This window comes from Brevundimonas sp. NPDC055812 (assembly GCF_053616535.1).
In genome coordinates, this window is sequence record NZ_JBSHDX010000002.1 from 375,014 (window position 1) to 401,321 (window position 26,308).

Sequence of the window (26,308 nt, forward strand, 5' to 3'; positions counted from 1 at the left end):
AACACCGGCCTTGCGGCGCCGGTTCCGCTTCGGAACCCCCGGCCGCCCGATGGATTGGTTCTGGCGAAGCTGAAAGGGGCCGGATGCCGTCATGTCGCGACGATGGGGAAGATAGGGGCGGCGGTCTCGGCCGTCGGCCTGCTAGGCTTGGCCGCCTGCGCGGACAAGGCCGGGGCGCCGCGCGACCTGGCGGGCGCCGATCCGGCGCAAGGGTTGCGCCTTGTCCGGACGCAGGGCTGCGGCGCCTGCCACGCCATTCCCGGCGTGGCCTGGCCCCAGGGGCGGACCGGCGGATCGCTGGCGGGCGTCGGGGCGCGGCCGATGATCGCAGGGCGCCTGCCGAACCAGCCTGCGATCATGGCCGCCTTCGTGCGCGACGCGCCGTCGCTGCTACCCGACACCGGCATGCCGCCCATGCCCCTGAGCGAAGCCGAAGCCCGCGACATAGCGGCCTATCTCTATACGCTCGATGACGACTGAGACGCGGGACATGCTGGGCGGCTGGCCGCCGCCGGTGCTGGACCCGGCAGGGCCGTTCGCCGGGCCGGTGACGGTCGTCGCCTGGGTGCTGTTCGTCATGGGCGCGGTCGTGCTGGCCGTCGTCCTGATCGCACTGGGCGTCGCCCTGTTCGGGCCGAGGAAGTGGAAACGTCGCGTCGGCGGCGAGCGCCTGGTCTGGATCGGCGGCCTGGCCTTTCCGGTGGTCGTATTGACGGGCCTGCTGATCTACGGCCTCAGCGTCACCGCGCGCGTGTCGGATGCGCCGCGCGACGGCGAGATGCGCGTGCGCGTCACCGGCGAGATGTGGTGGTGGCGCGTGGCCTATCTGGACGGACAGGGCCGCGAAACGGTCCAGGACGCCAATGAGGTTCACATCCCCGTCGGCCGCCCGGTGGTGGTCGAACTGGAGAGCGCCGACGTCATCCATAGCCTGTGGGTGCCGCGCCTGGGGGGCAAGACGGACATGATCCCAGGCCGCCGCAACTTCATGCGCCTGCAGGCTGACAAGCCGGGCGTCTATGCGGGACAGTGCGCCGAATATTGCGGCGGACCTCACGCCCTGATGGGCTTCGTCGTCGTCGCCCATGCCGAGGCCGACTTCGAGGCCTGGCGGGCCAGGCAAGCCGCGCCCGCTGCGCCGTCCGCCCTGCCGGGTGCGGCGGTGTTCGGCGCCTCGGGCTGCGGCGCCTGCCATACCATACGCGGAACGGAGGCCAACGGCCTGGCCGGACCGGACCTGACCCACGTCGGTTCGCGCCAGACGCTGGGCGCGGGCATCCTGCCCAACAATCAGGGCGCGATGGCGGGGTGGATCGCGGACAGCCAAGGGATCAAGCCGGGCAACCGCATGCCGTCCTATCCGGTGCTGACCGGGCGCGAGCTGCGCGACCTGGCCGCCTATCTGGACGGTCTGAAATGACGTCGGAAACCGGCTTCGACGTCCGCAAATACGATCGCTTTCCCACCGAGGAGCCGCGTCCGGACGGCGAGCTGGAGAAGCTGGAGGCCGCCTGGTGCGGTCCGCGCCGTCCCGGCGAGTGGATCACGGCGATCAACAACAACATCATCGGCGTCTATTACGTCGGCGCGGCCATGCTGTTCTTCGTGCTTGCGGGGGTGCTGGCGCTGCTGATGCGCACCCAGCTGGCCCTGCCGATGACCGGCTTCCTGCCGCAGGAGACCTACAACCAGATCTTCACCATGCACGGCACGGTGATGATGTTCCTGTTCGCCGTGCCGGCGGTCGAGGCGCTGGGCGTGCTGCTTCTGCCGCAGATGCTGGGCGCGCGCGACCTGCCGTTTCCGCGTCTGGGGGCCTATGCCTTCTGGGCCTATCTGATCGGCGGCCTGGCCTTCTTCTGTTCCCTGTTTTTCGGCCTGGCGCCGGACGGGGGATGGTTCATGTATCCGCCGCTGACCGGCATGACCTATTCGCCGGGGATCAACGCCGACTTCTGGCTGCTGGGCATCGGCTTTATCGAGATCTCGGCCATCGCCGGAGCGATCGAGATCATCGTCGGGGTGCTGAAGACGCGCGCGCCCGGCATGACGCTGGACAAGCTGCCGGTCTTCGCCTGGGCCATGCTGATCTTCGCCTGCATGATCATCATCGCTTTTCCCTCGGTGATCCTAGCGACCTTGCTGCTGGAGCTGGAGAGGGCGCTGAGCTGGCCCTTCTTCGATCCATTGAAGGGCGGCGATCCCATGCTGTGGCAGCACCTGTTCTGGTTCTTCGGCCACCCGGAGGTCTACATCATCTTCCTGCCGGCGGCCGGGGCCATGTCGACCATCATCCCCGCCATGGCGCGCACGAAGCTGGTCGGTCATCCCCTGGTGGTGATGGCCATGCTGGCGACCGGCTTCATCAGCTTCGGCGTGTGGGCGCACCACATGTTCACCACCGGCATGCCGCAGATCAGCATCAACTACTTCAGCGCCGCCTCCATGGCGGTCAGCGTGCCTGCCGGGGTGCAGGTCTTCGCCTGGATCGCCACCATAGCGGCCGGAAAGATGCGCTTCACCACGCCCGGCCTGTTCGCCGTGGGCGGCTTGGTCATCTTCGTCATGGGCGGGCTGACCGGGGTCATGGTCGCCATGGTGCCCTTCGACTGGCAGGCCCACGACAGCTACTTCATCGTCGCCCACCTGCACTACGTCCTGATCGGCGGCATGGTCTTTCCCATGTTCGCGGCCATCTACTACTGGCTGCCCATGTCCAGCGTCCGGCCGCTGAGCGAGCGCATGGGCAAATGGATATTCTGGCTGATGTTCGCCGGACACAACATCGCCTTCCTGCCCATGCACCTGACGGGGCTGATGGGGATGCCGCGCCGGGTCTACACCTATCTGCCGGGACGCGGCTGGGACCTGCCCAACTTCATCTCGACCATAGGGGCCTTCCTGTTCGGGCTGGCGGTCCTGCTCTGGGTCATCGACATGATCCGCAACTTCCGCCCCTTCGGCCCGCGCGAGGCGGGCAACATCCACGACGGCCCCGGTCTGGAATGGCTGCCCAGCGGCTATTATTCCGTGCGCTCCGTCCCGGTGGTGAATAGCCTCTATCCGCTCTGGGAGCAGAAGGGGTTGGCGAAGGAGGTGCGGGAGGGGCGCTGGTTTTTGCCCGGCGCGGCGGGAGGCGAGCGCCAGACCCTGGTCACCAGCCCCCTTAACGCGGAGCCGCAGTATGTCTTGCGCCTCCCGCGCCCGTCCCCTTGGCACGTTTTCGGCGCGGTCTTCACCGCCGGTTTCTTCCTGATCCTGACCATCCAGGCCTATGCCGCCGCGGTGATCAGCGGGGTGCTGGCGATCTACTGCATCATGCGCTGGTGCTGGTTCCTGGATGCGCCCTACAGTCGCAAGACCACGGACATCGGGGCGGGCGTCCGCATGCCCAACTATGTTTCGGGGCCGTCCAGTCATGGCTGGTGGGCCATGGTGATCGTGCTGATCGTCGGCGGCATGGTCTGCCTGCTGGCAGGCTTCTCCTATGTCTTCCTGTGGAGCCGACGGCCGGATCTGTGGCAGGCGCCGCCGGAGACGGCGTCGATGATGCTGCACCTCGGAGCCCTGGCCCTGGCGGGGCTGTGCGCCGCAGCCGCGCCGCGCGTGTTGCGCCGGGCGAGGAGGGGAGCGGAGACGCTCGCCACGGCTCTCCTGCTCGTCAGCGCCATCGGCGTCGCGACGGCGACAGGGTTGGAGCTTCGGGCTTGGTGGTTCGCCGGCTTGAAGCCGGACGCTACCAGTCAGGGCGCCGCTGTCTTCGCTCTTCTGGGCTGGGCGGGGACTTTCGCGGGGATCGGGGCCTTGATGGGACTCTATATCCTGTTGCGTCGAACGTTTGGACGGGTGTCGGCCGACCGGCCCTCCACGGTCGATCTGATCGGCCTCTTCATGGCTTATACGGCGGGGCAGGCGGCGATGGTCGTGCTGCTGATCCGGCTGTTTCCGGGCGGCGGATCGTGACGCGCTGGCTGGCCATGACGGCGGGCCTGCTGATCTGGGCCGCGCACTTTCTCGGTCTCTATCTGCTGGCCAGCGCCGCAGACGTCTGGTCGTCGACCGAGGCGGCCGCTGGGCGCTGGATAGGGCTGGGCTTCAGCCTTCTGTGTTTGGCGCTGATCGCCGTCGTGGCTGTCGTCATGGCGCGGCGTCCTCTCCCCGATGGGCCGGGTCTGTGGGAGCGACGCGTGGCTCTGACTGGCGCGCTTGTCGCCGCCGTTGGGGTGACGTGGCAGACGACGCCGCTGGCGTTCTGAAAAATCTATCCGGGCGTACTGGATCGCCGATAGATTGGAACATATCATGAACATATGGCGCGGATTGATCTGAAACGAAAGCTGGCGGTTCTGGCGGATGCGGCGAAATACGACGCTTCGTGCGCCTCATCGGGTTCAACCAAACGGGATTCTCTGGGCGGTCGAGGGATCGGCTCGACCGAGGGCATGGGCATCTGCCACGCCTATACGCCGGATGGACGGTGCGTCAGCCTGCTGAAGATACTGCTGACCAACTTCTGCATCTACGACTGCGCCTACTGCATCAACCGGGTGTCCTCGAACGTCGAGCGGGCGCGCTTCACGGTGCAGGAGGTCGTGGATCTGACCCTGGCCTTCTACAAGCGAAACTACATCGAGGGGCTGTTCCTGTCGTCGGGCGTGATCCGCGACGGCGACTACACCATGGAACAACTGGTCGAGGTTGCGCGGCGCCTGCGCGAGGAGCACGACTTTCGTGGCTACATCCACCTGAAGCTGATCCCCGAAGCGGACGCACGGCTGGTGGAGCTGGCGGGCCTCTATGCGGATCGCCTGTCGGCCAATATCGAACTGCCTCGCGATGAGGCTCTGGGCCGTCTCGCCCCGGAAAAGGACGCTAGGACGATCCGCAAGACCATGGGGCAGGTGCGGCTGAAGCTGGAAGCGGCGCAGCCGGAAAGGAGAGACCGCAAGCGGCCGCCCGCCTTCGCCCCTGCGGGTCAGTCGACGCAGCTGATCGTCGGCGCCGACGGCGCGCCGGACACGGAGATCATGGCCCGCAGCGCCTCGCTGTACGGCGGGTATGGCCTGCGCCGGGTCTATTATTCCGCCTTCAGCCCCATTCCCGACGGCTCCAGCCTGTTGCCGCCGACCAAGCCGCCCTTGATGCGCGAGCACAGGCTCTATCAGGCCGATTGGCTGATGCGGTTCTACGGCTTCACCGCGCCCGAGATCGGGGAGGGTGCGAACGGCGGCATGTTGGACCTGGACGTCGATCCCAAGCTGGCCTGGGCGCTGCGGCGACGCGAGGCCTTTCCTTTGGACGTCAACCGGGCTGCGAGAGAGAGTCTGCTGCGGGTGCCGGGCCTGGGCGTGAAGGCGGTCGACCGCATCCTGTCGGTGCGGCGGCATCGGACCTTGCGGCTCGAGGACATCGGGCGGCTGACTCGCTCCATTGAGGCGGTGCGGCCGTGGATCACGGCGCTGGACTGGACGCCCGGCGGCCTGACCGATGCGGCGGACCTGCGCGCGCGCCTGGCGCCCCGCCGCAAAGCCGAGCAGTTGAGCCTGTTCTGATGCAGACCGCGGTTCTAGCCGACCCGCTGGATTTCGACGGCTGGCGCGAGGCGGCGCGGCGGTTGCGGCTGGCCGGCGTCGAGCCGGCGCGGGTGCAGTTCGTGGTGGGGCAGTCCTTCGGCGGCCTGTTCGACGAAGCTGCTGCTCTTCCCCGGGTTGATGGCGCGTTCAGCGTCCCGCGCACCTTCTGGGAAACGGCGACCCAGTTGATCCAGCATCGATCCGATGATCGCTTCGACCTGATGTATCGCCTGCTATGGCGCTTGAAGGATCAGCCGAACCTGATGGCCGTTCTGTCGGATCGTGACGTCGCCGAGGCGGCTGATCGGGTGAAGGCGGTGCGCCGCGCCGCTCACAAGATGAAGGCCTTCGTTCGTTTCCGACAGGCTGAAGACGAGACGGGCGAGCATTGGGGCGCCTGGTTCGAGCCGGCCCATCGCGTGTTGCCGGCGACGGCCCCCTTCTTCGCGCGGCGGTTCAGCACCATGCGGTGGTCGATCCTGACGCCGGACGGGTCCGCCCATTGGAACGGCGAGGCCTTGACCTATGGGCCGCCCGCCGATCAGGCGCAGGCGCCTAGGGAAGACGCGATGGAGGAATTCTGGCGCACCTATTACGCCTCGACATTCAATCCGGCGCGGCTGCGGCTCCAGGCCATGCGCTCGGAAATGCCCAAGCGCTACTGGAAAAACCTGCCCGAGGCGGCGCTGATCCCGGAACTGACCGCGGATGCGTCGGTTCGCACAGAAGCCATGGTGACCCAGCCCGCGCCTCGACCCAACGAACGGTTCCAGCGTGTTCGCGCGCCCGCGATTGATCGCGCCACGACCGATGATCTGGTTCCCGAGACTCTCGACGACCTGGCGCGCGGCGTTCAGGGCTGCCGCCGCTGTCCCTTGTGGCGGGACGCCACCCAGGGCGTCTGCGGCGAGGGGCCGGCGCGCGCCGGCCTGATGGTGGTCGGCGAACAGCCAGGCGATCAGGAAGACCTGGCCGGACGTCCCTTCGTCGGCCCGGCCGGACGCCTGCTGGACACCATGCTGGAGGCGGCGGGGCTGGATCGGCGCGACCTCTACCTCACCAATGCGGTCAAGCATTTCAAGCACGAGCCGCGCGGCAAGCGCCGTCTGCACAAGACGCCCAATGCGGGCGAGGTCCAGGCCTGCCGCTGGTGGCTTGATCATGAGCGGCGCCTGGTGAAGCCTCGGTTGATCCTGGCGCTGGGCGCGACGGCGGGTCTGGCGCTTCTGGGCCGAAAGCCCGCCGTGCAGGCGGAGCGCGGCCAGATCATCACGGCGGACGACGGCGCGCGGGTGCTGTTAACGGTTCATCCCGCCTATCTGCTGCGCCTGCCTGATCCAACGACGAGGGATAAAGAACGCGCCAGGTTCCTGGCGGACCTCGCGGTCGCGTCGGCTGAACTTTAAGATATCAGGCGAGAAAACCAAGTGTGAGGTATCGGCGTTCGCATAGTCGCTCTGACTATGCCGATCTGAGGCAATATAAATCCAGTAAAATCAATGTATTATGTGGGCTTTTTTAATCCGGACTTGGAGTCTATTTCCCTATCCGCGAGGGCGGAACGCTCCGCCTTCGCAGAGGCGCGCTGCCGTCGATCCCTTTGAAGCTCGGTGGGATGCTCTACGGATGATTTAGGTTGGGCGGCATAAGGTGGCGCTGTTTCCGCGGATTTTCCGTAGGATGACGACGACTTTCCAACCGAGGCATACCCCTCGAGCACTCCATTCAGCTCGGAGAGCAGTCTAGTCCGTTCCGGATCGTTCGCCAGACTCTGCAGTCGTTCGTTCAGGGCGACCAGGAAGGCGGCGCGATCATTGTGCCAGCCTGGACGGGTCGCCTGGCCAGGAGTCAATCTGGCCGCGCCACGCGCGAGAGGCGTAATCGAGGCGCGAGTCAGTCGATAGGACTGATCAAGCTCAGGCGTCACTAGAGCATAACCAGCCTCGGTCAGCCGGGCCTCCAGAGCGGCTAGGGCTGTGCTCGCCGTGGTCGAGCAGCACAGCGCCTGCGACCGGCTTCCTGGCCTCGAGCCATGCGACGAGATCGGTGGCGTCGCAGCAGGCTTCGCCAACATCCGTCGCGGCCATCTGATGTCCATCCCTATGGCTCAGAGCGCATTCAGGCGCTGACGCAGGCCGACATTCAGGCCTGGCGAGAAGCCGATGAGCTCGCAGTACTAGCATAATTATATAAAGATATCTTTATATAATAATTGACTCTGGCGGCTGGCGTGTCATGTTCACGCCGTCGTGGTTCTCCGCACGGTCCTCGGACTGCGCGAAGCTAAGAGGGAAGCCGGTGAGACCTCGGTCGATGCCGGCGCTGCCCCCGCAACTGTGAGCGGCGAGTTGAAGGTCCATTTTGTGTCACTGGGGGTTCGCCTCCGGGAAGGCCGGACCGGAGGCGATGACCCGTGAGCCAGGAGACCTGCCTCGACAAATAACGTCCTCCGGCGGGGTGTCCGGTCAGGTCGCATGAGCGCCGCGACGGGACGATTCCGCGCGAGCGGTCGCGCGTCCCTGTCCGCTGTCTCGCCACAGCATCAACGGCAGAGACCATGGCGAGCAGCGAATTCACCTTCAGCATCAAGCGCACCCCGCTCGACGAGAATTACGTTCCCGCCGAGAACACGCGGATCACGACCAACTTCGCCAACCTGGCCAGGGGCGAGAGCCGTCAGGAGAACCTGCGCAACACGCTGAGGATGATCGACAATCGGTTCAACTCCCTGGCGCACTGGGGCAATCCGAAAGGCGATCGCTACGCGGTCGAACTCCAGATCGTCTCCGTCGAGATGAGCCTGGCTCCCGGTGAAGGGACGGACAGCTTTCCGCTGATCGAAATCCTTCAGACGACGATTGTCGATCAGCAGACCGGCGAGCGGACCGATGGGATCGTGGGAAACAACTTCTCCTCCTACGTCCGCGACTACGACTTCAGCGTGGTTCTGCCGGCGCACATGAAGGCCAATCCCGGCGCCTTTGCGTCGGCGGATTTCGGCGACCTGCACGGCAAGCTGTTCAGGCATTTCCTGAACTCGGCCGCCTATCGCGCCAATTTCGGCAAGCCGCCGGTCATCTGTCTGAGCGTGTCGAGCAATAAGACCTATCACCGCACCGGCGATGAGCACGCCGTCCTGGGTCTGGAATACGGGAACGACGCCTTCTCGCCGACCGACGAGTATTTCGCGAAGATGGGGATGAAGGTCCGCTACTTCATGCCCAAGGGCAGCGTGGCGCCCTTCGCCTTCTACCATGTGGGCGATCTGACGGCGGACTACACCGATCTGGAGCTGGTCAGCACGATCAGCACCATGGAGACCTTCCAAAAAATCTACCGTCCCGAGATCTACAACGCCAACTCCCCGGCTTCGGAACAGTATCAGCCCAGCCTCAAGTACCAGGACTATTCGCTGACCCGGATCGTCTACGACCGCGAGGAACGCAGTCGACTGGCCGTCGAACAGGGCCGGTTCGTCGAGGAGCGCTTCATCAAGCCGCACCGCGCCCTGCTGGACCAGTGGTCCGCCAACTTCGCCGCCTGATCAGTCCCGAATTGCTAAAGTCATCGAAAATGAAAACCCTGTTGCCCACCTCGACCGCCGGCAGCTTGCCCAAGCCCGTCTGGCTGGCCGAACCCGAGACCCTCTGGTCGTCCTGGAAGCTGGAAGGCGAGGCGTTGATCGAGGCCAAGCGGGACGCCCTGCGCCTGTCGCTGGACGATCAGCGTCGGGCCAGCATCGACATCGTCAGCGACGGCGAGCAGACCCGCCAGCATTTCGTCACCACCTTCATCGAGCATCTGGACGGCGTCGATTTCGAGCAGCGCAAGACCATGCGCATCCGCAATCGCTATGACGCCAGCGTGCCGGTGGTCGCGGGCGCGGTCAGCCGACCGAAGTCGGTCTTCGTCGAGGGCGCGAAATTCCTGCGCGCCCAGACTGACCAGCCGATCAAATGGGCCCTGCCGGGGCCGATGACGATGATCGACACCCTCTACGACGACCATTACGGCAGCCGCGAAAGGCTGGCCTGGGAATTCGCAAGGATCCTCAACCAGGAGGCCAGCGAGCTGGAAGCCGCCGGCGTCGACATCATCCAGTTCGACGAGCCCGCCTTCAACGTCTTCTTCGACGAGGTCAATGACTGGGGCGTGGCGACGCTGGAGAAGGCTGCCGAGGGGCTGAAATGCGAGACGGCCGTCCACATCTGCTACGGCTACGGCATCAAGGCCAACACCGACTGGAAGAAGACCCTGGGGTCGGAGTGGCGCCAGTATGAAGAGGCCTTCCCCAAGCTGCAGACGTCCAGCATCGACATCATCTCGCTGGAGGCCAAGAACTCCCGCGTGCCGATGGACCTGATCGAACTGATCCGGGGCAAGAAGGTGATGGTCGGGGCCATCGACGTGGCGACCGACGTCATCGAGACGCCGGAGGAGGTCGCCGACACCCTGCGCAAGGCGCTTCAGTTCGTGGACGCCGACAAGCTCTATCCCGCCACCAACTGCGGCATGGCCCCCCTGTCGCGCCGGGTCGCCAACGGCAAGTTGAAGGCGCTAAGCGCGGGCGCGGAGATCATCCGGAAAGAACTGTCGGCCTAAGCCCATGAACGCTCTTCTGCGCCGGCTGCGTCTGGACCCCTATATCCTCGCATGGCCAGTCGCTGTCATGCCTGCGCGGGGAGCGGGCAAGGACAATCTGGATCAGGCGGTCCATGCTGCCTATCCGGCGGTATAGCCGAATGAGGAAGCTTGGCTGACTTTGTATGAAGGCTGTCATCGGCGCGTGAAGAAGTCCACGTGGGTCATGATCTCGATCACATCGCCAGGCTCGTCCTTCGGCGGCGGCGGCAGGGGCTGGGCGCGCTGGAGCATGGCTAGCGCCTCCCTGTCGAGCATGGGGCGGCCAGATCCGCGGACGATCGACGATGACAGCACCCGTCCGGCGCGGTCCATGGTGAAGCGGAGATGCACCACGCCTTCTTGGCGCTGGCGCTCGGCGATGGCGGGATAGCGCTTATTGCGGTCGAGGTGAGCCAGGACCCGCGCGCGCCATTCCTGGGGCGTGCTGGACGCCTGAGCGGCGGGTGGAGCGGGTCGGGCCAGTGGCGCCGTAGTGGCTGGCGAAGGCGGCTGGGGCGTCTGAGCCGCTGGCGACGTTTCAGGCTGGACGGGCGACGCCAGGGCGGCCGACGGCGTGTCGACCGCCGCAAGGCGGGGGACGACTTTCTGCGCCGGCTGTCGGCTCCCGGGGGTGTTCTGGGCGCGTTGAGCCTGTTCCTCGCCAGGCGCGCGCTCGGAGGGCGCCTGGACCGGCGAGGCGTCAAAACGGATCAGCTCCACCGCAATCGCCTGGGGCTCGGGCGGAGGCGGAGCGGCGGCGCCGACCTTCAACAGGACAATGAAGGGGGCGGCGTGCAGAAGGACGGCCGCCGACATCGCCATCAGATTGCGACGGCGCGAACGCCGCACCGGCCGTCCCGGCGGAGGTGATGCGGCGAACGATACGGGGGCGGCGGTCAGCCTCATGCCTGACCGGCGTCGAAATAGAAGGCGCGATCAACGAGTTCTCGAACACGCCTGAAGGCGTCACGCGCGCCCTCGTTCACCCGTTCTTCCTCTTCGGCGGAGAAATCCGGAGCGTCGAGACGGGCGGTGAAGGCGCGCCAGGCGTTTGCGCGACCTTCCGACGCGGGGGCGAGGTGGCGGGCGCCGAAGGCCTCTGACAATCCCAGGCCTGCGGCGGCCTTCAGCAGGAAGGCGGCGCCGAGGTTGGAGCCCTCGGCGACATAGAGCCAGCCCAGGGCCGTGGGAACATCGGCGGCCTGGCCTGCCGCGAAGCGGGGGGGATCGTCGTCCGTGGCTGGCTCGGCGTCCAAGTCGGCCAGATCGGCCCGCACTTCGGCTTCGCGGCGTCGATGTGACAGGTCCGGGATCAGCGCCGCCAGTTCCGGCTGATCGTAGAGCGCCGCGATGTCCTTGTGGAACGCGTGCTGCACCCGCAGGAAACGAACGTAGCGTCCCCTGTCGGCGAACGGATCCGCGGCCATGATGGTCTTGTCGAGGCTGTCGTGAATTTGATGGCTGGCGGCCTTGAGGCGCCGCGCGCGACTGTGTGCGCTCATTGTCGTGATCATTGCCTAGAAACGATAGCTGAAGCCGATGCGCAGGGCGTGCAGGTCCGCGTCGCTACGAACCTTTCGGCCGTTGACGATATTGGACGTCCCGGGGCTGGAAATCGTCTCGCGCAGGATAGCGCCGGTCACACGGTCGCGCATGATGGCGCCCGTAACAGGATCGCGGACGAACGATGTCTGGGACCAGGCCAGGGCCGCGCCCTTTCTGGCTTCATCGAAGCTGTGCGTGGCGTCGCCGAAGCGTGAATAGAGGTACTCCGTTCGCACGGACCACGAACCGCCCAGATCACGTTCCAGGCCTGCGCCCAGGCTCCAGCCGGACCGCGTCTTGCGGCTGGTTTCGGTGAAGAAATGCTCCAGGGCGTTGATCATGCCCTGATCGTTGCCGCCGACCGAACGATATTGATTGCGGGTCTGGGTTTCTCGCAGCCAAGCCGGTCCGGCGGCGCCGTAGACGAACGTACGGCCCAGGGCGTAGCCGACACGGGCGCGCAAGACCCCCATGCGATCCCAGTCGTAGCTCGTGTCTGATTCCAGCGTGTCGAGCGCGCGCAGGCTGTCTGTATAGCTGCTTGGGTCGCTGACCAGCACGCCAGTCCAGCTTCCTAGCGCGCCGGCTTGGAAATCGCCCTCCAGACCCAGCACCAGATTATTGGCGAACTGCCAATTGTAGCCAGCGTGGACGCCGCCCATGGCGTTGTCGAGGCGCAGATCGATCAGACCGTCGTTTTCCAGATCGGCCGGAGCGCCCGAAGCATCCGTGACCGTTCCTTCCGAGCGGCCGAAGCCATAGCCGAAGCTGGCGCCGACATAGGGGCCGGTCCAGTCCGTGACCTCACCGTCGTCGGCGCCGCCGAACCAGTTCGGCAGCCAGGCGCTCGAGCCGGCGCCCAACTGGCCGGTCAGACCGATACGGAAGGTGCGACCCGGCGCAGGCACAACGCCGAGGCTGAGCGCCTCCAGATAATATTCGTCCGTCAGGTTCTCGACGCTCCAGTCCAGCGATACGGCGTCGCTGAAACGATAGCGTCCCGTCAGGTCGACGGTGGTGTAGGCCTCCCAGGGAATGGCCTTCAACAGAGGCGCGAAGCCGCTGTCCGTCGGCTCGAATTCCACCGCGCGCTCGCCGCGATAGACGATGCGGCCGCCGACCATGACCCTATCATTCAGGAAGCTCTTGTTGATCGACAGATTGGCCGAGAACTCGGGCGGGATGTAGTTGGTGGCGTAGTCGGAGGCCAGCGAACTGGCCACGCAGGCTTCGCCGGGGCGGCAGAACAGGATGTCGTCATACCATGTCGCGCCCGCCGCGACCTTCCAGCCTCCGATGCTGTAGTCGGCGTTGAACTCCAGCCCGCTGAACTGGGCGCGATCGATGTTGTACATCTGCATCTGATAGACGGAGCGGACGTAGCGGCGGGCGATGTAGTCGTGAATATCGTTGTCGAACCAAACCAGCTTCAGACCCAGGTCGTCATCGGCGGCGAACAGGTTGGAACGGACATAGTTGACCCCGACTTCCCAGTTATGGGCCTCTTCCTTGTGCAGGTCGGGATTGGCCATCATGAAGAAGCCGGATGTCGCCTCCATCAGCGAGGGGAGGCGCGCCGCCTGCTTGTAGTTGGCGAACAATTGCCATCCGTCCGCAGGCATGACCGTGGCGCCCAGCGAGAAGCCGAAGGCGTCCTCGCTGCGGTTCGGGATCGGGGCGCTGTACACCGTGCCGGTCTGGCGGTCTTCGAGGCTGTAATCCTGATAGCGCAGGCCGCCGTTCAACTGCAGCCAGGCCGTCGGCGTCAACTGCATCTGCGCGAACAGGCTGGCCTCTTCGCGCATGCCCTGGCGGGCCGGAGGGTTGCCGCTGCCGCTCCATTCGCCGATCGGGCCGGCTTCCTCGCGCAGATAGGAGACGCCGTAGTCGGCGGATAGCAGCCCCGCCGGCGTTGCGAGGCGCGAGCTGTTGGTCGCATCAACGCCCCAGGTGTCGATGTAGCGACGCATCGGGTCGGACTGGCCCAGAGACGGCGCGCTCTCCTCCAGTTGCGACAGCCAAGCGTTGAGCTTCAGATCGATCAGCTCATTCGCCGGATTCCAGCGATAGCGGCCGGTGAAACGGTCCAGCGCCGTCTGCGACAGCGGATGCCGTTGATTCACGGAGGCCGTCGGATTGGTCATGGCGCCGGGATAGTTCTCGCCGAAGCTGCTCCAGTAGCCGCCGTAGCCCAGTTCGACGGCGTGATCCTCGGCCGGCCGGAACGTCGCCTTGAACAGAACGGATTCTGTTTCGGTGGAAGTGTTCAGCACCTCTTCGCCGGCGGCGAACGGCGTCGCGCCGTAGCCGTCGTAGAAGGCCAGGGCGCGCGCACACAACTGGGTCATCTGCTGATCCTTGGGCGCGGAGACGCAGTATTCGGAGGGCGTGTTCGTGCGCTGGGGCGCACCGTCGCCATTCGCGCCGGCGTGATAGTTCCCGCTGCGGCGGAAGGCGTAACCTGCGACAAGGTCCAGGCGCTCGCCCTTGCGGCCATAGACGAGGCTGCCCGACCCGTTGGTGGGTTCGAACACGGCGGGGCGGCCGGTTCCGCGCGTGGCCAGCAGTGGTTCATAGCCGCCCCAGAGCGCGGGTTCGATCAGCGAGCGACGCATGGATGAGCCGGGCTCGGTGCTGTTGGTTCCAAGGCCCAGTTTGAAGCGCAGGCCGCTGGTCTCGCCTTGCGGGACCACGTCGTCGACGGTCAGGGTGGTCATGCTGACCGAACCGCCGATGCCCCCCGCGATGGCGTTGCCGTTCGAGGGGCCCTTCTCGATGGCGAGGGAACTGATGAAGTCCGGATCGATGAAGCTGCGGTTGCTGGTCCCCTGATAGCCCCGATAAACGGTGGTTCCGTTGATGGCGCCGTCCACGGTGACGGCGACGCGGCCCTGGCCCTGCAATCCACGGATATTGACGTCCAGACCGCCGCTGTTGCGCGACTCGCCCGACAGAACGCCGCTTTCGCTTTTCAGCAGGTCGGCGGGCGAGGTTCCCGGATAGGCGTCCAGAGTTTCGCGATCGATCACGCTGACGGAGCCGGGGGTCACATAGACGGTTGAGGCGGTGCGGTCCCATCCGCCCACGGCGCCGGAGCCGGCTTCGCTCTGACGGCTGTCGCCGGCGCCCTCGACCCGCACTGCGCCGAGTTGGATAACGCCCGGCTGCGCCTGGGGCGCCCGTTCCAGCGTGACGACGGCGCCGTTCAGCCGATAGGTGAAGCCGGAGCCCGCCAGCAGGCGATCCAGCGCCTGCCGCGGCGTCAGGACGCCCCGGACGCCTGCGGTCTGGATTCCCCGAACCGCCGCGCCGTCGGTGGCGACCTGAAGCCCTGACTGGGTGGCGAAGACGACCAGGGCGTCGGCCAGCGGCTGGCGCGGCACGTCATAGGCGCGTGCGGCCTGCTGCGCGGCGGACTGCGCGAGCGTGGGCGAGGCGAGATAAAGCGGCCCTAGGGCCGCGGTCGCCATCAGGAAGGAAGTCACCGCCGACCGGCGCGCCCGACTACGCGCGTTTCGCCCCATACTCACTGAGAAACTCCATCTCTCGACTGAAGCGGCGGATGCAATTCATTCGCAATCGCCTGTTCTGGGCTTAACGAGCGAGCGGTCCGGTTTTCCAGAAATAGTGCCGACTGGCGGGTTGGGATGATTATTTATAACGATTATTCAATATGTTATGTGGATACGATGATGACCCATGGCGTGATGCGCCGCACCTTTCCGCCCAGGGGTTCGACCATCACAGCCAGACCTGAAGCAGGATCGGTCATGTCGTAGGAGCCGGTTACGGTGCGGCGGCCAAGTCCGCCGTCTGTCAGGATGATCACCCCGCGGTGGCGCCGTCGTGCATCGCTCAGCATCTCGGTGACGGTCTGATCCAGCGCGATGAGACGGTCTTGCCGCCAGGCGCCCACGATCTCGGGCGCACTACGCCCGATCCGGACGCCGCCGGGGACGGCTCGCGTCCAGTCGCCGCCATTCAGGACGGTGACGTCGGCGTCGTTTCGCTCGACGCGGACCCGGCCGTGTCGAACAGCGACGTCCGTGCCCGCCGCGCCCATCCGCACATTGAAGCCGGTGCCCAGCACGGTGACGCGCGCGTCCTTGGCCTCAACATGAAAAGGACGGGTCGGGTCGTGTGCGACCTCGAAATAGGCCTCGCCGGTCACGAGGCGGACATCGCGGCGATCTCCCTGCCGGTCGATCGAGATCGCGCTGCCCGGCGCCAGGCGGACGGTGCTGCCGTCTGCGAGCGCAATGGTGCGCTCGTGACCGATGTCCGCCACGTAATCGGCGGTCCACCGCAAGGCCGTCGACGGCGCCAGGACGGCGGCTATCAAGGCTGCGGCGATCCCGCAATCGACGACGATACGGGCTCGCGGCCGCGACGACGCGCGCGACGTTGGAATCTTCCGCATCAGAGAGGTGACCTGGCCCACGTCTTCCCAGGCGATGACGTGGGCGGGGGATTGATCGAGCCAGCGTTCGAACGCGCGCCGAAGGTCTTCGTCGCCCGGCGCCTCGTTCAGACGGACGGACCATTGCGCCGCCTGCCTCAGGGGCGTGTCGGACTTCGCCGGCGCTGTCATTTCCGTTTCCCCTCAAGAAGGGCCTGGATGAAGATTGCGGCCTCTTCAAACTCAACGTCTGGACCGATGGTTTTTCCAGAAACAGGCGTCGTGATCATGGTTCAGACGTCTCGCGACAGGCGCTGGGCGCAGTGTTCCACGCCGTCGACGACAAGCGCCTGGGCCAAGGCGACGGACACGTTCAGACGTGCGGCGACTTCTCGGAGCTTCAGACCTTCGACCTTGTAGAGAATGACCGCGCGTCGCGTCCGTTCGGGCAGTTCGTTCAGGCTCTCCAGCAGGCGCTGGAGATCGGAACGCGCCACGACCACGGCTTCAGGGGAGGGGGAGTCGTCGGTCGGTTGGTTTCCGTCCTCGACCAGGCCTTCGACGGATCGCCGCCCTGACCGCTTGCGCGCGCGGTAAACGTCCAGCGCAAGGTTTCGAACGGTTCTATAGAGGTAGCCGACAGGTTCGGCGATGAGCCGGCGACGTTCGACAGCTTCGACCCGAAGCCACGCGTCCTGAACCAGGTCTTCGGCATGGGCGTGATCGCCGACGATGCCGCAGGCGTAGTCGATCAGCGCCTGCCTGTGCGTTTGATAGACTTCGAGAGAGCGAGGCGGCTGAGACGGCAAGCGAGCAGGTCGACGACGATAGGTTATCTGACGAGCGGCATCCGTGGCCGTCGGACTGAGCCGGCCGCAGATTCTGCTCGGTTCGGGGGCGCCGGAGCGGCCCCTTCGCCGATCAGGGACGCGGGGCCGCCGGAGGGGCGGCGACATCCAGCGGAATGCGGACGATGCTTTCGACGCCGCTGGCGGAGTAGGTGCTGGTGAAGGGCGTCTTCACGGTTACGAACAATGTCTGTCCGTCAGCCGAAAGCGCCAGGCTGTTCGGGTTCGGCCCGGCCCGCACCGTGCGTTTCAGGGCGTGCGTATCCGCATCCCATACCGACACCGTGCCCCGCTCGCGGTTGGTCACATAGAGTTCGCGCCGTTGGGGGTGGAGCAGGATGGCCATGGACTCGCCGGCCTCCGGAATGTCCCCGATCTTCTCGCCGGTGTCCGGATTGACGATCAGCACCGTCTTCAGCTTCGAGTGATCGGTCACGTAGAGCCGATTGCTATCGACGTCGAAGGCGAAGTTCAGCAGCAGGGCTTCGGCGTCTCCGGCCGGGCGGAAACGGCGCTTGATGGCGTAGGAGGCGGTATCGATGACCAGGATTTCTCCCCCGCCGTTGGCTGCGTAGAGGTCGCCCGTGCGCGGATGGATCGCCAAGCCCGTGACCCATTTCCCAGCCTCGCGGATTGTATGGCGAAGTTGAAGCGTATCGGCGTCAACGACCCAGATCACGCCGGGATCGCCCACCGCTCCGATGTAGAGCGCGCCGTTGGCGGCGTCATGGATCACCTGACGGGGGCCGAATTTATTACCGTCCGGGCCGACCTCGTTCAGGTCCAGCCGGCCGATGATGCTGTTGTCTTCCAGGTTGAAGGCCGTGACGCTGTGCTCAAGGCTGTTCGTCGCATAGAGCCTTGAGCCGTCGGCGTTCAGGGCCAGGGCGAAATTGCCCCGGTCCGTGTGGATCGCGCCGACCGGCTCCAGGGTGTCGGCGTTCAACTTATAGACGATCCCGCCCTTGACGCCCGGAATGGCCAGGGCGGAGGCAACGTAGAGCGCGTCGTCGCGAGGATTGTAGCGGACTTCATAGATCCCCCGCGTCAACTCGCGGTAGAGCACGCCATTATCCTGCACGGCGGCGCTGGCGGCGGGTTCGGCGGGCAGGCCCGACGGCATGTTCTGCGCCAGCGCGGAGGTGGAAAGCCCGGCTCCGGCGAGCAGCAGGAGGGCGGCGGCGGATGATTTCTGTAATCTGGTCATGTTGACGGCCTTGGGCATGAGGGGGTCAGAAGCGGTATCGCAGGCTGACGGTCGCGTTTCGGGGCGCGCCGTAGCGATACTGGCTGAAGAAGCCGATCTGGCTGTAATAGGTCTCGTCGAAGAGGTTCTCGACATTGGCCTGCAGCTGAAGCGCGTCGCTCAGGTCGTAGCGCGCCATCAGGCTGACCAGGGCGAAGCCGTCCTGCTGGAAGCGGAAGGGCGCGTTGGTGACGGGATTGACGCCGGCCGAATAGTTCTTGCTGCGGTAGTTGACCCCGCCGCCGATGACCAGATCGCTCCAGGCGCCGGGCAGGCGGTAGGTGGTGAACAGCTTGAGCAACTGGCGGGGATGGTCGGTGTTCACGGCCTGGCCGGTCGCGTCCTCGACCTCGAACTGGCTGTAGCCGAAGTTGATGTTCCAGCCTTCGAGCGGGCGGCCGGTGACTTCCAGTTCGAAGCCCTTGCTGGTCGCGCCCTCGGCGCCGTAATAGGCCTGCGCCGGCGGGGTGACGCCGGGAACGAAATAGCCGATGTCCGCCTGAGCCAGATTGTCCTGTTCGATCCGGAACACGGCGACGGAGGTCTGCAGGGCGTCGTCGAAGAAGGCGCTCTTGAGCCCGGCCTCATAGGCGGCGCCGACGATAGGCTCCAGATAGCCGCCGTTGCGATCGCGCGCATCCTGGGGCTGGAAGATCTCGGTATAGCTGGCGTAGAGCCGATGCGTCGGCGTCAGGTCATAGAGCGCTCCGACATAGGGAATGAAGACGTCGTCGTCGCCGTAGTCGCGCTCGGGTCCGAAATTGAATCCTGACAGCTCCCAGCTCGCCAGGCGCCCCCCGCCGATCAGTTTCAGCGAGTCCGTCAGGTTCAGCCGCAGGGCGCCGTAAAAGCCTGTCTGCTTGACCGTCTCATCGACCGCCAGGACGCCGACGTCGGAGAAGCCGGGATAGGGATAGGCGGCGCCGTCCCAATTCACGAAGTCGTCCGCCGGGGGGAAGGCGAGGGCGGCGTAGGTGGAGGTCTCCCGATCCTGGGTGCTGTGCAGGGCCCCGACGACGAACTCATGCCGGCGGCCGAACAGGCCGAAGTCGCCCTTCAACTGAATGTCGAAGCTGTTCTGGATGCTCTCGCCATCGTCCGAGTAGGGATAGGTGTACTGGATCGAGCCGGTAGAGAGATCGACCAGGCCCGACAGATAGAGAATCTCGGTGGTCTGGGCGTTGCGCAACCAATTGTAGTTGGCCGTGAGCCGCCAGCCGTTGGCGAACTCGTGCTGGATGTTGGCGATGATGTTCTGGTTCTCGGTGTCCCAGTAGGTCCAATCGGCCGAAGCGGTCTTGGAGCGCGGCCAGACGGCGAAGGAGCCGTCGCTGTAGAAGGAGGGCAGGGCGCCCCAGGCCGGGGCGTTGGGCGAACCGGATTGATGACTTGCGCCGATCCTCAGCAGGGTGCGGTCGGTCAGGTCGGCGTCGATCACCCCATACAGCACGGTCTTCTCATTATGGTAGAGGTCGATGTAGCTGTCGCCCTCCTCGTATTTGGCGACCAGCCGCCCGCGCAGCGCGCCGGAGGCGTTTAGCTTGCCGCCCACATCAGCCGATACGCTCCAGGTGTTCCAGGATCCCACGCTGGCGCCGACATAGCCGCCCAGGACCTCGCTGTCGGCGTGTTTGCGGACCAGGTTGATGGAGGCGGACGGATCGCCGGCTCCAGTCAGCAGCCCGGTGGCGCCGCGCACGATCTCGACCCGCTCATAGAGAGAGACGTCTGCCACGGTCTCGCCGGCGCCGCCGGCGAGGGTCCAGGCCAGGGGCACGCCGTCGACTTGGTAGTTCTTTATCTCGAAGCCACGGGCGCTGAAGGTGTTGCGGACGTCATCGACCTCATTGACCGACACGCCGACCCCATTGGCTATGACGTCCGCGACGGTCGCCAGATTCTGGTCGAGGATGCGCTGCTCAGTGACGATGCTGACCGATTGCGGCGTCTCGCGCACGGTCAGGCCCAGGCCCGTTGCGGTGTCGATCCGGTTGGGAAGCGTGTAACGGCCGGTGACGACCACCTCGCCCACCGCCACGGGCGCTTCAGAAGCGACGGAGCCTTCAGTTTGAGCCGCGGCCGCGAGAGGCGACATCGCCAGGGTTGCGCCGGCGATAAGGGCGGGTTTGCGCATGAGTCATCCTTCGAAGCATCGATCGCCCGCTGGCGAATGGCTCGACGGCGTGGTGATGCCCTGCTTTATTGCGAGGGATTATTAATTGCAAATTTTCCGGCTGTGGCGTCGACATGGCTCCGAAGGTTGCAGATAGGCAACCAGTCCTGCGACGCTTCTATGCGCGTCTCTGAGGAGAGCGCATTACACGGCCGGTTCTCCGGTTAAGGTGAAGCAGATCAGAATCTATGACCGGACTTCTATTCCGGCACATAGATCATTCTGCCGTCCGGCAGGCGATAGGCCGAGCCCGCCTTGACGCCTTGACGCCTTGGCCTTCGCCGATCTGGCCCTGGGATTCGTAGCGGGTCAGTTCGTCGCCTTCCTTCACGGTGATGCGCATGTCGGCCTTGCCAGGGTTCTCGATCACCATCAGGTCGCGCGCGTTGAAGGGGTTGAGCGGGTTCTGAACCAGAACCACGAGCAGGACGGCGATGATCACTACGAACAGGTCGATCAGATTGACAACGGCGGTGATGGGATCGTCGTCTTCTTCGTCGAGGAAGCGCATCAACCGGCCTCCCGCGCGCGTTCGATGGCGCGCAGGTTCTGAAGCAGCCAGCGCCGGCGCACGGTCAGGACATAGTGGGCGATGCTGGCGGCGATCAGGGCCAGTGTGACGCCTGAGAAGGCCACCACCATGTTCTCGCCTACGCCCGAGGCGTCGCCACGTCCCAGCGCCAGCAGGGCGGGGCCCATGGGGATCATGGTGGCGACAAGGCCCAGCACGGGGGCGCTGCGCGAGACGATGCGCAGGCTCTCGAGGTCCTTGAGGATCATCAGTTCCAGATCGTCGCTGGCGGCATCGGTCGCTCGCCAGCGGCGCCATAGGGGACTGCGCCAGTCGGCGCGTCGGCGCTGACCGGCCTCCACCAGGGGCGATCTCAGAATATCTCATTGCCCTTTTCGGTCGTGGCGGTCCTCGCCGGAAATGTGCGAGGGTGGAAGGAGGCTTCGTGAGACGGCCGACGCAACCCGCCCGGTCGGAGAGGGTTGAGCCTTCATGCGCTTCCTCGACCTGCTTCCCTCGGTCCTGATCGGCGCCGCCGCCAGCGCGCGTTCGATGACGCCCATGGCCGTCATCGCCGCAGCGCGCCTGGGCCGCCGCGCCACGCCGGGCAGACTCGTTCTGCTCGACCGTCCGTTATTCAGGTTCGGTGCGCTGGCGATGGGCGTTGGCGAACTGCTGGGCGACAAGATGAAGTCCGCGCCGGATCGTACGGTATTCCTCGGCCTGCTTGCCCGGATCGCGAGCGCCGGGATCGCCGGCGGCGCCCTGGCGCCGAGGGGACGCGAGCGGCGCGGCGCCGCCCTGGCCGTGGGCGTCGCCATACCGCTGGCCTATCTGACGCTGGCCGGCCGAAAGGCCGCGCTGCGGCGCATTGGCCAGACCCGCAGCGGGATCGTCGAGGACCTTGTCGTTGCAGGCCTTGGCGTTGCGACGGTCGCTGGTGCGACACGCGCGCGGCGGCCTTAGCCGACCAGCCTGACGGCGTCAGATTTGCACAGCGTGAGCCCGATGGTTGCGCGCCGCTCTGGTGAACTGCGAGATCGCACCCGCGACGATCGGAGATAGGCGGTCAGGGCGGCTCGGTGAGCCCGGACGCCAAGTGTATAGGGCGTCGCCGGAACAGGGCGGCGCTCAAGCTGTGCGGCGGCGCAAGAGCGCCGCCGCCACCGACGATCAATCAGTCGAATGGGCGCCGCTCCGGAGATTCGGCCAGCCACCCATTCCTGCTGATCAGGCGCCCGTGCCAAAGCCCTTCGGACCGCCGGCGCCCGCGGCGCCGTCGCCGCCGGTCGAAGGCGATGTGTTCCTGTCGGCCGGATTGTTGTTCGCCAGAGGGTCTTGATTGGCTCCGCTCTTGCGAGCCTGGCGGCCAGCTTCGACTTCATCGCCGTCCAGTTCGGGCGCTTCCCTGGGATTGCGGTTCGGATCGTTCGGTTGGACGTCGGTCATGGTCATCTCCCTGTTGGTTGCCTGAAACCAAGCGGTGGGAGGTTCACTGGTTCCGAGCTACTTCGCGAATCGAAACGGCCCAGCGAGAACCGGGGGACTGTCCTCAAGCCGGGCCGCTGATCCCATTGAAGGGATTTGTTGACGGCGAAGCGCCGCGGAAGGTTACCAGTCAGGCGGCACGGGCGCCGCGCCCGCGGCCATAACATTCATCGTGAGGGCAGCCATCGCGACGCCTATAGTTTTACGGACATATAGCTCTCCCGATGGAGACTATCTCCTGGCGAGAGGGTCACAACCGTTACGCGAGTGCGCAACTCACAAGAGTGTTAGCGCGCCAGAAGGTCGCACATGGACGAAGACGACGACATCGACCCTTCAGACGACCCGATTTATCGGGCTGGCGTGCTCATGGGCAGGAACCAGGCGCTGACGGATGTCATGGAGCGTCTGTTCTCGCCGGACGCCGTATCAGCCGAGAAGACCGTCCGCGCCCTTCACGCCTGGGTCCAGCAGACCATGGACGAGGTGAGGGTTGAGATGCAGCTCGTGTTCGCGGATTTCGGGGCCGAGGCCGAGGCCGAGGACGACGAAGACGATGACGATGAGGGCTAGAGCTTAGCGCGCGCCCTCTCCAGGCGAGCCTGTAGTTTCTCGCGCTGCGCTTCATAGGCCGTCCGTTCCTCTTCCCTGCGCGCCCTAATGGCTTGCAGCTCTTCATCCAGCCGCCGTGCGGCCTGACCGTGCATGGCGTCGAGGTCGTCCAGGGCGATTTGGGCTTCCTCCACGCGTTTCCGATCGGCGGCGCTGGGCTGCTTCGTCTTCTTCGCCGCCCCCTTCTTCGGATCGCTCGCCGGGAGCTTCACGTCGAGCCTGCGCTCAATCACCGTGCCGGGCGAAGCCTTGGCGGCCTCAGCGTCGGGGCTGTCGTCGATTTCCTTGGCCAGGCCGGTGGCGAAGAGATCCTGGCCGCTGCCCCAAGCGGCTAACGCCTTCGGTCGCGAGCTGGCCGCCACGGTGAAGGTGTGGAAGCCGTCCGACCATTCGAACAGCTTGAGCCGCGGAGCCATCAGATCGGATCCGCAAGCGGCGGCCTGGGCAGTTCGCGTGCGCCCTCCGGCTCGGCGACGCCAGGCGGTGAAGGCTCCGTACCGGCGGCGTCCTCGATCTTCTTCATCTGTGTGGCGTCGTCGTCCAACTCCGGCGGGGCAGGGGGCGGGTCCGATGGTTTCGGCTTGACCGGACGGGCGGAGATGTTCTCCTGGCCGACGCCGCGAAGCCGTTCGGCTGGATCACCCCTCGATACTGTGTCGGCTTTGACCGGCGTCAGGTCGCCGTCCTCATTGTTGAGCTGTTCAGGCGGATCACGTGGGGTCTCGGTCATGGCTCTCTCCTCTTATTCCCAGAGAAGTTGAGGGGGCGAGGAGGCGTTCCAGAACCTGGCGCCATGACTGTCTCGCCGGTGTTCGCCTCGCCTACGCCCATCAACGCGAATTGCGGCAGGGATAGGTGTCGCGCCGAGTTGCAAAGGTGATGCTGCTCTTCCAGCGCTTGGATTCGAGATCGTGGGAGCCAGGTCCGATCGACTTTGCTGAGGCCGTGTCCCGGCCGTGTCTCGAAACGGGGATGCCAGCGCGAAAGAGGATTCGGCTCTCGAGCGCCAGCCTGCTTCCGCATGGGTCCGCTAGGCGACCCAAGGAACAGGTCGCGCGGCGGGCTCTTGCTTCACCGTCACAGAGGAGCCGCGAAATGCCTCACTTCACCATTCGCTACAGTGGAGCGGGGACAGGCGTCCTGCGCGTCGAATGCGTCACGGTGGAGGACGCCGCGGCCGCCATGGCCGAGGCGCGGCGGCGGCTCGCCGTCAGCCGGACCTTTTCTTCCGCTGAAGTCTTCGACGACGAGCATGCCTTGTACCGACTGGCGTCGAGGCGAGATGGCGTTTCGGCCGCAGAGACGGGCGAAGCGCGGACCTCGGAGCGGGCTGGATGACCCGGAACCTTACGGTCCGCGGGAAAGTCTTCGACGCGGCGGAACGCTTTGAATCCGGGCGACTTCCCTCAACACCTCATCAAAGGAGAAACCCATGAGAGCTTCCATAGGTCTGATCGGAGCCGTCGTTCTGCTTGGAGCGTGCGGAGATAACCGCGACGCCCAATCCCCTGTCGAAGGGCCTGTGGTGTCCGCGTCGGAGACACCTCGGAACCCCGCCGTCGACACGACGGAGAACGCTGCAGAGGGGACGATCACGCCGGGCGCAAATTCCTTTACCGAGGGGCAGGCGAGAAGCGCCATTGAGAAACAGGGCTACGCCCAGGTCGGCGGTTTGAGCCAGGGCGAAGACGGCGTCTGGACGGCGACCGCCGTCAAGGACGGCGTCGAGTCGAGGGTTTCCGTAGACTACAAAGGCGTCGTCAGCGCGTCGCCCGCTTCCTGATGCTGAAGGAGATTTCCATGTCCACTATCACGCGACTCTACGATACTCACACCGAAGCGATGGACGCCGTGTCCGCCCTCGAAGCCGCCGGCTTTGGAGCGGCTGACATCAGCGTCATCTCCAATAACGCCGACAACTGGCACGAGAGCCACCGGCATCACGGGCGGGCGCCCGGTGACATGAACGGCGACGGCGAGAACGACGTCGCAGAAGGCGCGGGCAAGGGGGCGGCGACCGGCGGCGCGCTCGGCGTGGGCGCCGGCGTTCTCGCGGGCCTGGGCATGCTGGCGGTGCCGGGCCTGGGCCCCGTGGTGGCAGCAGGCTGGCTCGCGTCGGCGGCGGTTGCAGGGGCCGCGGGCGCCGCTGCGGGCGGGGCGGTCGGCGGAATTCTCGGCGCGCTCAAAGAGGCGGGCCATGATGACGATGACGCCCACGTCTACGCCGAAGGCGTGCGTCGGGGCGGAACCCTTGTCAGCGTTCGCGTCAATGAAACGGAGCGGGCCCGGGCGCAGGCGATCCTGGACGAGAGCCGCGGCTGGGACGCCGCCGCTCGAGGGGCCGCCTACCGCCAGACGGGCTGGACGCGCTTTGACCCCGCCGGGGCGCCCTATACAACCGACGAGATCGCTGCGGAGCGCGCTCGATATCGATAAGGCGCGCAGGGGAGGCGGCGCGGGCGCTTTGCGCCGCCTTCGCCGCCTCGCGCGGGGGCAGGAGGACGGAGAAATGAAAAGAAAACGCCTGTTACGCTCCCGCGTGGGCGTCAGACTTGAACGCATCCAGCCTGGCTCAAGACGACGGGAGGCGTGGTATCGCCTGACCGGAGGTGGGACGGACAAGCCGCGCCGCTATGATGACAAAGCTGCGGCGAAACGGGCCTTCGCCTGGAGCGTCGCTCGCCGTCTCGCGGCTCGAGGACGTCCCTCAACCTGGTTGGTGGTAGGATAGGCGATGCCGATGTTTCTCGTGGACTACCAGCAGGGCGAGCGTTGCTTTTCTCTCCAGTTGGAAGCGGAGGACTGGGAGGACGCTGAAGACAAGCTCATGGCCCTGCAGGGCGGAGCAGAAGTGGTCGGTCGCCTGGTGATGGAAGGCGATTGCGAAGGCGCAGCCTCGATCGGCGGAGGCGGTCGTTGTTGATCTGGCCGTAAACGACGGCGCGCCGTCTAGGCCAGTCTGCTCATCACGGCCTCGAAACTCACTTCGGGCGCATCGGGCGAAGACCCCGACATGAGCGCGTCCTGGCCGAGGATATCGCCTTCCAACTCGATACGCGCACGCTCGACGCCGAACACGGATCGCAGGACAGGGATGATGGTATGCCGATCGAGCTGCAGGCTGGCCTTGAACCTCGCTCCGTGAATGACATAGGAGCCGACATAGAACGAGCTGCTGTCGCCGCCGATGATGCGCCCGCCCTGGAGCACGACTACCCCATAGCCCGGTCCCAGCCGTGTCCTGAAGCCGATCTTGTAAAGGCCGTCGTCCATCAGCGCTGGGCCGCGAG

28 protein-coding genes and 1 riboswitch are annotated in these 26,308 nt (G+C 65.8%); of the genes, 15 read left to right on the forward strand and 13 right to left on the reverse strand.

The features are described 5' to 3' along the window. Positions 1–102: 102 nt before the first annotated feature. The 9 genes from ACWGL1_RS04840 (at position 103) to ACWGL1_RS04880 (ending at position 10,311) form a co-directional block, all read left to right on the forward strand. Positions 103–480, forward strand: a complete 378-nt coding sequence (locus ACWGL1_RS04840) for a c-type cytochrome (protein ID WP_291783695.1) — start codon at positions 103–105, stop codon at positions 478–480. Further along, positions 470–1,420: a cytochrome c oxidase subunit II gene (gene coxB, locus ACWGL1_RS04845; RefSeq protein ID WP_291783699.1), complete on the forward strand. Its 951-nt coding sequence runs from the start codon at positions 470–472 to the stop codon at positions 1,418–1,420. Before ACWGL1_RS04840 ends, coxB begins: the two co-directional genes overlap by 11 nt. Then, positions 1,417–3,963, forward strand: a complete 2,547-nt coding sequence (locus ACWGL1_RS04850) for a cbb3-type cytochrome c oxidase subunit I (protein WP_291783702.1) — start codon at positions 1,417–1,419, stop codon at positions 3,961–3,963. The genes coxB and ACWGL1_RS04850 overlap by 4 nt, the downstream gene beginning before the upstream one ends. Beyond that, on the forward strand, positions 3,960–4,256 hold the full coding sequence (locus ACWGL1_RS04855) for a hypothetical protein (protein ID WP_291783705.1): 297 nt from the start codon (positions 3,960–3,962) through the stop codon (positions 4,254–4,256). The genes ACWGL1_RS04850 and ACWGL1_RS04855 overlap by 4 nt, the downstream gene beginning before the upstream one ends. Before the next feature lie 54 nt (positions 4,257–4,310). Further along, positions 4,311–5,552, forward strand: coding sequence for a putative DNA modification/repair radical SAM protein (locus ACWGL1_RS04860; RefSeq protein ID WP_291783708.1), 1,242 nt, complete (start codon positions 4,311–4,313; stop codon positions 5,550–5,552). Beyond that, positions 5,552–6,979, forward strand: a complete 1,428-nt coding sequence (locus ACWGL1_RS04865) for a UdgX family uracil-DNA binding protein (protein WP_291783712.1) — start codon at positions 5,552–5,554, stop codon at positions 6,977–6,979. Before ACWGL1_RS04860 ends, ACWGL1_RS04865 begins: the two co-directional genes overlap by 1 nt. An 827-nt stretch (positions 6,980–7,806) precedes the next feature. After that, a riboswitch (cobalamin riboswitch) is annotated at positions 7,807–8,022 on the forward strand. 108 nt (positions 8,023–8,130) lie between these two features. Further along, on the forward strand, positions 8,131–9,117 hold the full coding sequence (locus ACWGL1_RS04870) for a DUF1852 domain-containing protein (RefSeq protein WP_452111333.1): 987 nt from the start codon (positions 8,131–8,133) through the stop codon (positions 9,115–9,117). A 29-nt stretch (positions 9,118–9,146) separates the two neighbouring features. Further along, on the forward strand, positions 9,147–10,175 hold the full coding sequence (locus tag ACWGL1_RS04875) for a methionine synthase (RefSeq protein ID WP_452111334.1): 1,029 nt from the start codon (positions 9,147–9,149) through the stop codon (positions 10,173–10,175). 4 nt (positions 10,176–10,179) lie between these two features. Next, positions 10,180–10,311, forward strand: a complete 132-nt coding sequence (locus ACWGL1_RS04880) for a hypothetical protein (RefSeq protein WP_291783722.1) — start codon at positions 10,180–10,182, stop codon at positions 10,309–10,311. A gap of 38 nt (positions 10,312–10,349) precedes the next feature. On the opposite strand, the gene ACWGL1_RS04885 is transcribed toward ACWGL1_RS04880, so the two are convergent. The 9 genes from ACWGL1_RS04885 to ACWGL1_RS04925 form a co-directional block, all read right to left on the reverse strand. Then, positions 10,350–11,102: an energy transducer TonB gene (locus tag ACWGL1_RS04885; protein ID WP_291783724.1), complete on the reverse strand. Its 753-nt coding sequence runs from the start codon at positions 11,100–11,102 to the stop codon at positions 10,350–10,352. After that, positions 11,099–11,698: a biliverdin-producing heme oxygenase gene (locus ACWGL1_RS04890; protein ID WP_291783726.1), complete on the reverse strand. Its 600-nt coding sequence runs from the start codon at positions 11,696–11,698 to the stop codon at positions 11,099–11,101. Before ACWGL1_RS04890 ends, ACWGL1_RS04885 begins: the two co-directional genes overlap by 4 nt. Positions 11,699–11,713: 15 nt before the next feature. Further along, positions 11,714–15,211, reverse strand: a complete 3,498-nt coding sequence (locus ACWGL1_RS04895; RefSeq protein ID WP_452111335.1) for a TonB-dependent receptor domain-containing protein — start codon at positions 15,209–15,211, stop codon at positions 11,714–11,716. A 206-nt stretch (positions 15,212–15,417) separates the two neighbouring features. After that, positions 15,418–16,332: a FecR family protein gene (locus ACWGL1_RS04900; protein ID WP_291783730.1), complete on the reverse strand. Its 915-nt coding sequence runs from the start codon at positions 16,330–16,332 to the stop codon at positions 15,418–15,420. A gap of 101 nt (positions 16,333–16,433) precedes the next feature. After that, on the reverse strand, positions 16,434–16,949 hold the full coding sequence (locus tag ACWGL1_RS04905; protein ID WP_291783732.1) for a sigma-70 family RNA polymerase sigma factor: 516 nt from the start codon (positions 16,947–16,949) through the stop codon (positions 16,434–16,436). Positions 16,950–17,061: 112 nt separating this feature from the next. Then, positions 17,062–18,213 (reverse strand): YncE family protein, encoded by a 1,152-nt coding sequence (locus ACWGL1_RS04910; RefSeq protein WP_291783734.1) that lies wholly within the window; start codon positions 18,211–18,213, stop codon positions 17,062–17,064. Between the two features lie 7 nt (positions 18,214–18,220). Then, complete coding sequence (locus ACWGL1_RS04915) at positions 18,221–20,368, reverse strand: TonB-dependent siderophore receptor (protein ID WP_452111336.1); 2,148 nt, start codon at positions 20,366–20,368, stop codon at positions 18,221–18,223. Positions 20,369–20,624: 256 nt separating this feature from the next. Next, complete coding sequence (locus ACWGL1_RS04920) at positions 20,625–20,918, reverse strand: DUF2149 domain-containing protein (protein ID WP_338575480.1); 294 nt, start codon at positions 20,916–20,918, stop codon at positions 20,625–20,627. Continuing rightward, entirely contained in the window at positions 20,918–21,280 is a 363-nt protein-coding gene (locus ACWGL1_RS04925) for a MotA/TolQ/ExbB proton channel family protein (RefSeq protein WP_338575477.1), read from the reverse strand. The genes ACWGL1_RS04920 and ACWGL1_RS04925 overlap by 1 nt, the downstream gene beginning before the upstream one ends. Before the next feature lie 130 nt (positions 21,281–21,410). Here ACWGL1_RS04925 and ACWGL1_RS04930 point away from each other — a divergent pair, with 130 nt between their 5' ends. Then, positions 21,411–21,884, forward strand: coding sequence for a hypothetical protein (locus ACWGL1_RS04930; RefSeq protein WP_269298458.1), 474 nt, complete (start codon positions 21,411–21,413; stop codon positions 21,882–21,884). Positions 21,885–22,148: 264 nt separating this feature from the next. On the opposite strand, the gene ACWGL1_RS04935 is transcribed toward ACWGL1_RS04930, so the two are convergent. Further along, positions 22,149–22,367 (reverse strand): hypothetical protein, encoded by a 219-nt coding sequence (locus tag ACWGL1_RS04935; RefSeq protein WP_291783744.1) that lies wholly within the window; start codon positions 22,365–22,367, stop codon positions 22,149–22,151. A 348-nt stretch (positions 22,368–22,715) separates the two neighbouring features. Between ACWGL1_RS04935 and ACWGL1_RS04940 the strand changes: the two genes are divergently transcribed. Further along, positions 22,716–22,979: a hypothetical protein gene (locus tag ACWGL1_RS04940; RefSeq protein WP_291783746.1), complete on the forward strand. Its 264-nt coding sequence runs from the start codon at positions 22,716–22,718 to the stop codon at positions 22,977–22,979. Here ACWGL1_RS04940 and ACWGL1_RS04945 read toward each other — a convergent pair. Further along, the gene (locus ACWGL1_RS04945) at positions 22,976–23,434 is read right to left on the reverse strand and encodes a hypothetical protein (RefSeq protein WP_452111337.1); all 459 of its coding nucleotides are present in this window, start codon (positions 23,432–23,434) and stop codon (positions 22,976–22,978) included. The two genes, ACWGL1_RS04940 and ACWGL1_RS04945, sit on opposite strands and share 4 nt — an antisense overlap. Then, complete coding sequence (locus ACWGL1_RS04950; protein WP_291783751.1) at positions 23,434–23,748, reverse strand: hypothetical protein; 315 nt, start codon at positions 23,746–23,748, stop codon at positions 23,434–23,436. Before ACWGL1_RS04950 ends, ACWGL1_RS04945 begins: the two co-directional genes overlap by 1 nt. Before the next feature lie 365 nt (positions 23,749–24,113). Between ACWGL1_RS04950 and ACWGL1_RS04955 the strand changes: the two genes are divergently transcribed. The 4 genes from ACWGL1_RS04955 (at position 24,114) to ACWGL1_RS04970 (ending at position 25,941) form a co-directional block, all read left to right on the forward strand. Continuing rightward, the gene (locus ACWGL1_RS04955; RefSeq protein ID WP_291783753.1) at positions 24,114–24,356 is read left to right on the forward strand and encodes a hypothetical protein; all 243 of its coding nucleotides are present in this window, start codon (positions 24,114–24,116) and stop codon (positions 24,354–24,356) included. A gap of 94 nt (positions 24,357–24,450) precedes the next feature. Beyond that, positions 24,451–24,801 (forward strand): hypothetical protein, encoded by a 351-nt coding sequence (locus tag ACWGL1_RS04960; protein WP_253108006.1) that lies wholly within the window; start codon positions 24,451–24,453, stop codon positions 24,799–24,801. A 17-nt stretch (positions 24,802–24,818) separates the two neighbouring features. Continuing rightward, positions 24,819–25,454, forward strand: a complete 636-nt coding sequence (locus ACWGL1_RS04965; RefSeq protein ID WP_291783755.1) for a hypothetical protein — start codon at positions 24,819–24,821, stop codon at positions 25,452–25,454. A 298-nt stretch (positions 25,455–25,752) separates the two neighbouring features. Continuing rightward, entirely contained in the window at positions 25,753–25,941 is a 189-nt protein-coding gene (locus ACWGL1_RS04970) for a hypothetical protein (RefSeq protein ID WP_200165253.1), read from the forward strand. 26 nt (positions 25,942–25,967) lie between these two features. Here the strand turns inward: ACWGL1_RS04970 and ACWGL1_RS04975 are convergent, their stop codons facing one another. Next, entirely contained in the window at positions 25,968–26,291 is a 324-nt protein-coding gene (locus ACWGL1_RS04975) for a hypothetical protein (protein ID WP_452111338.1), read from the reverse strand. Positions 26,292–26,308 lie beyond the last annotated feature (17 nt).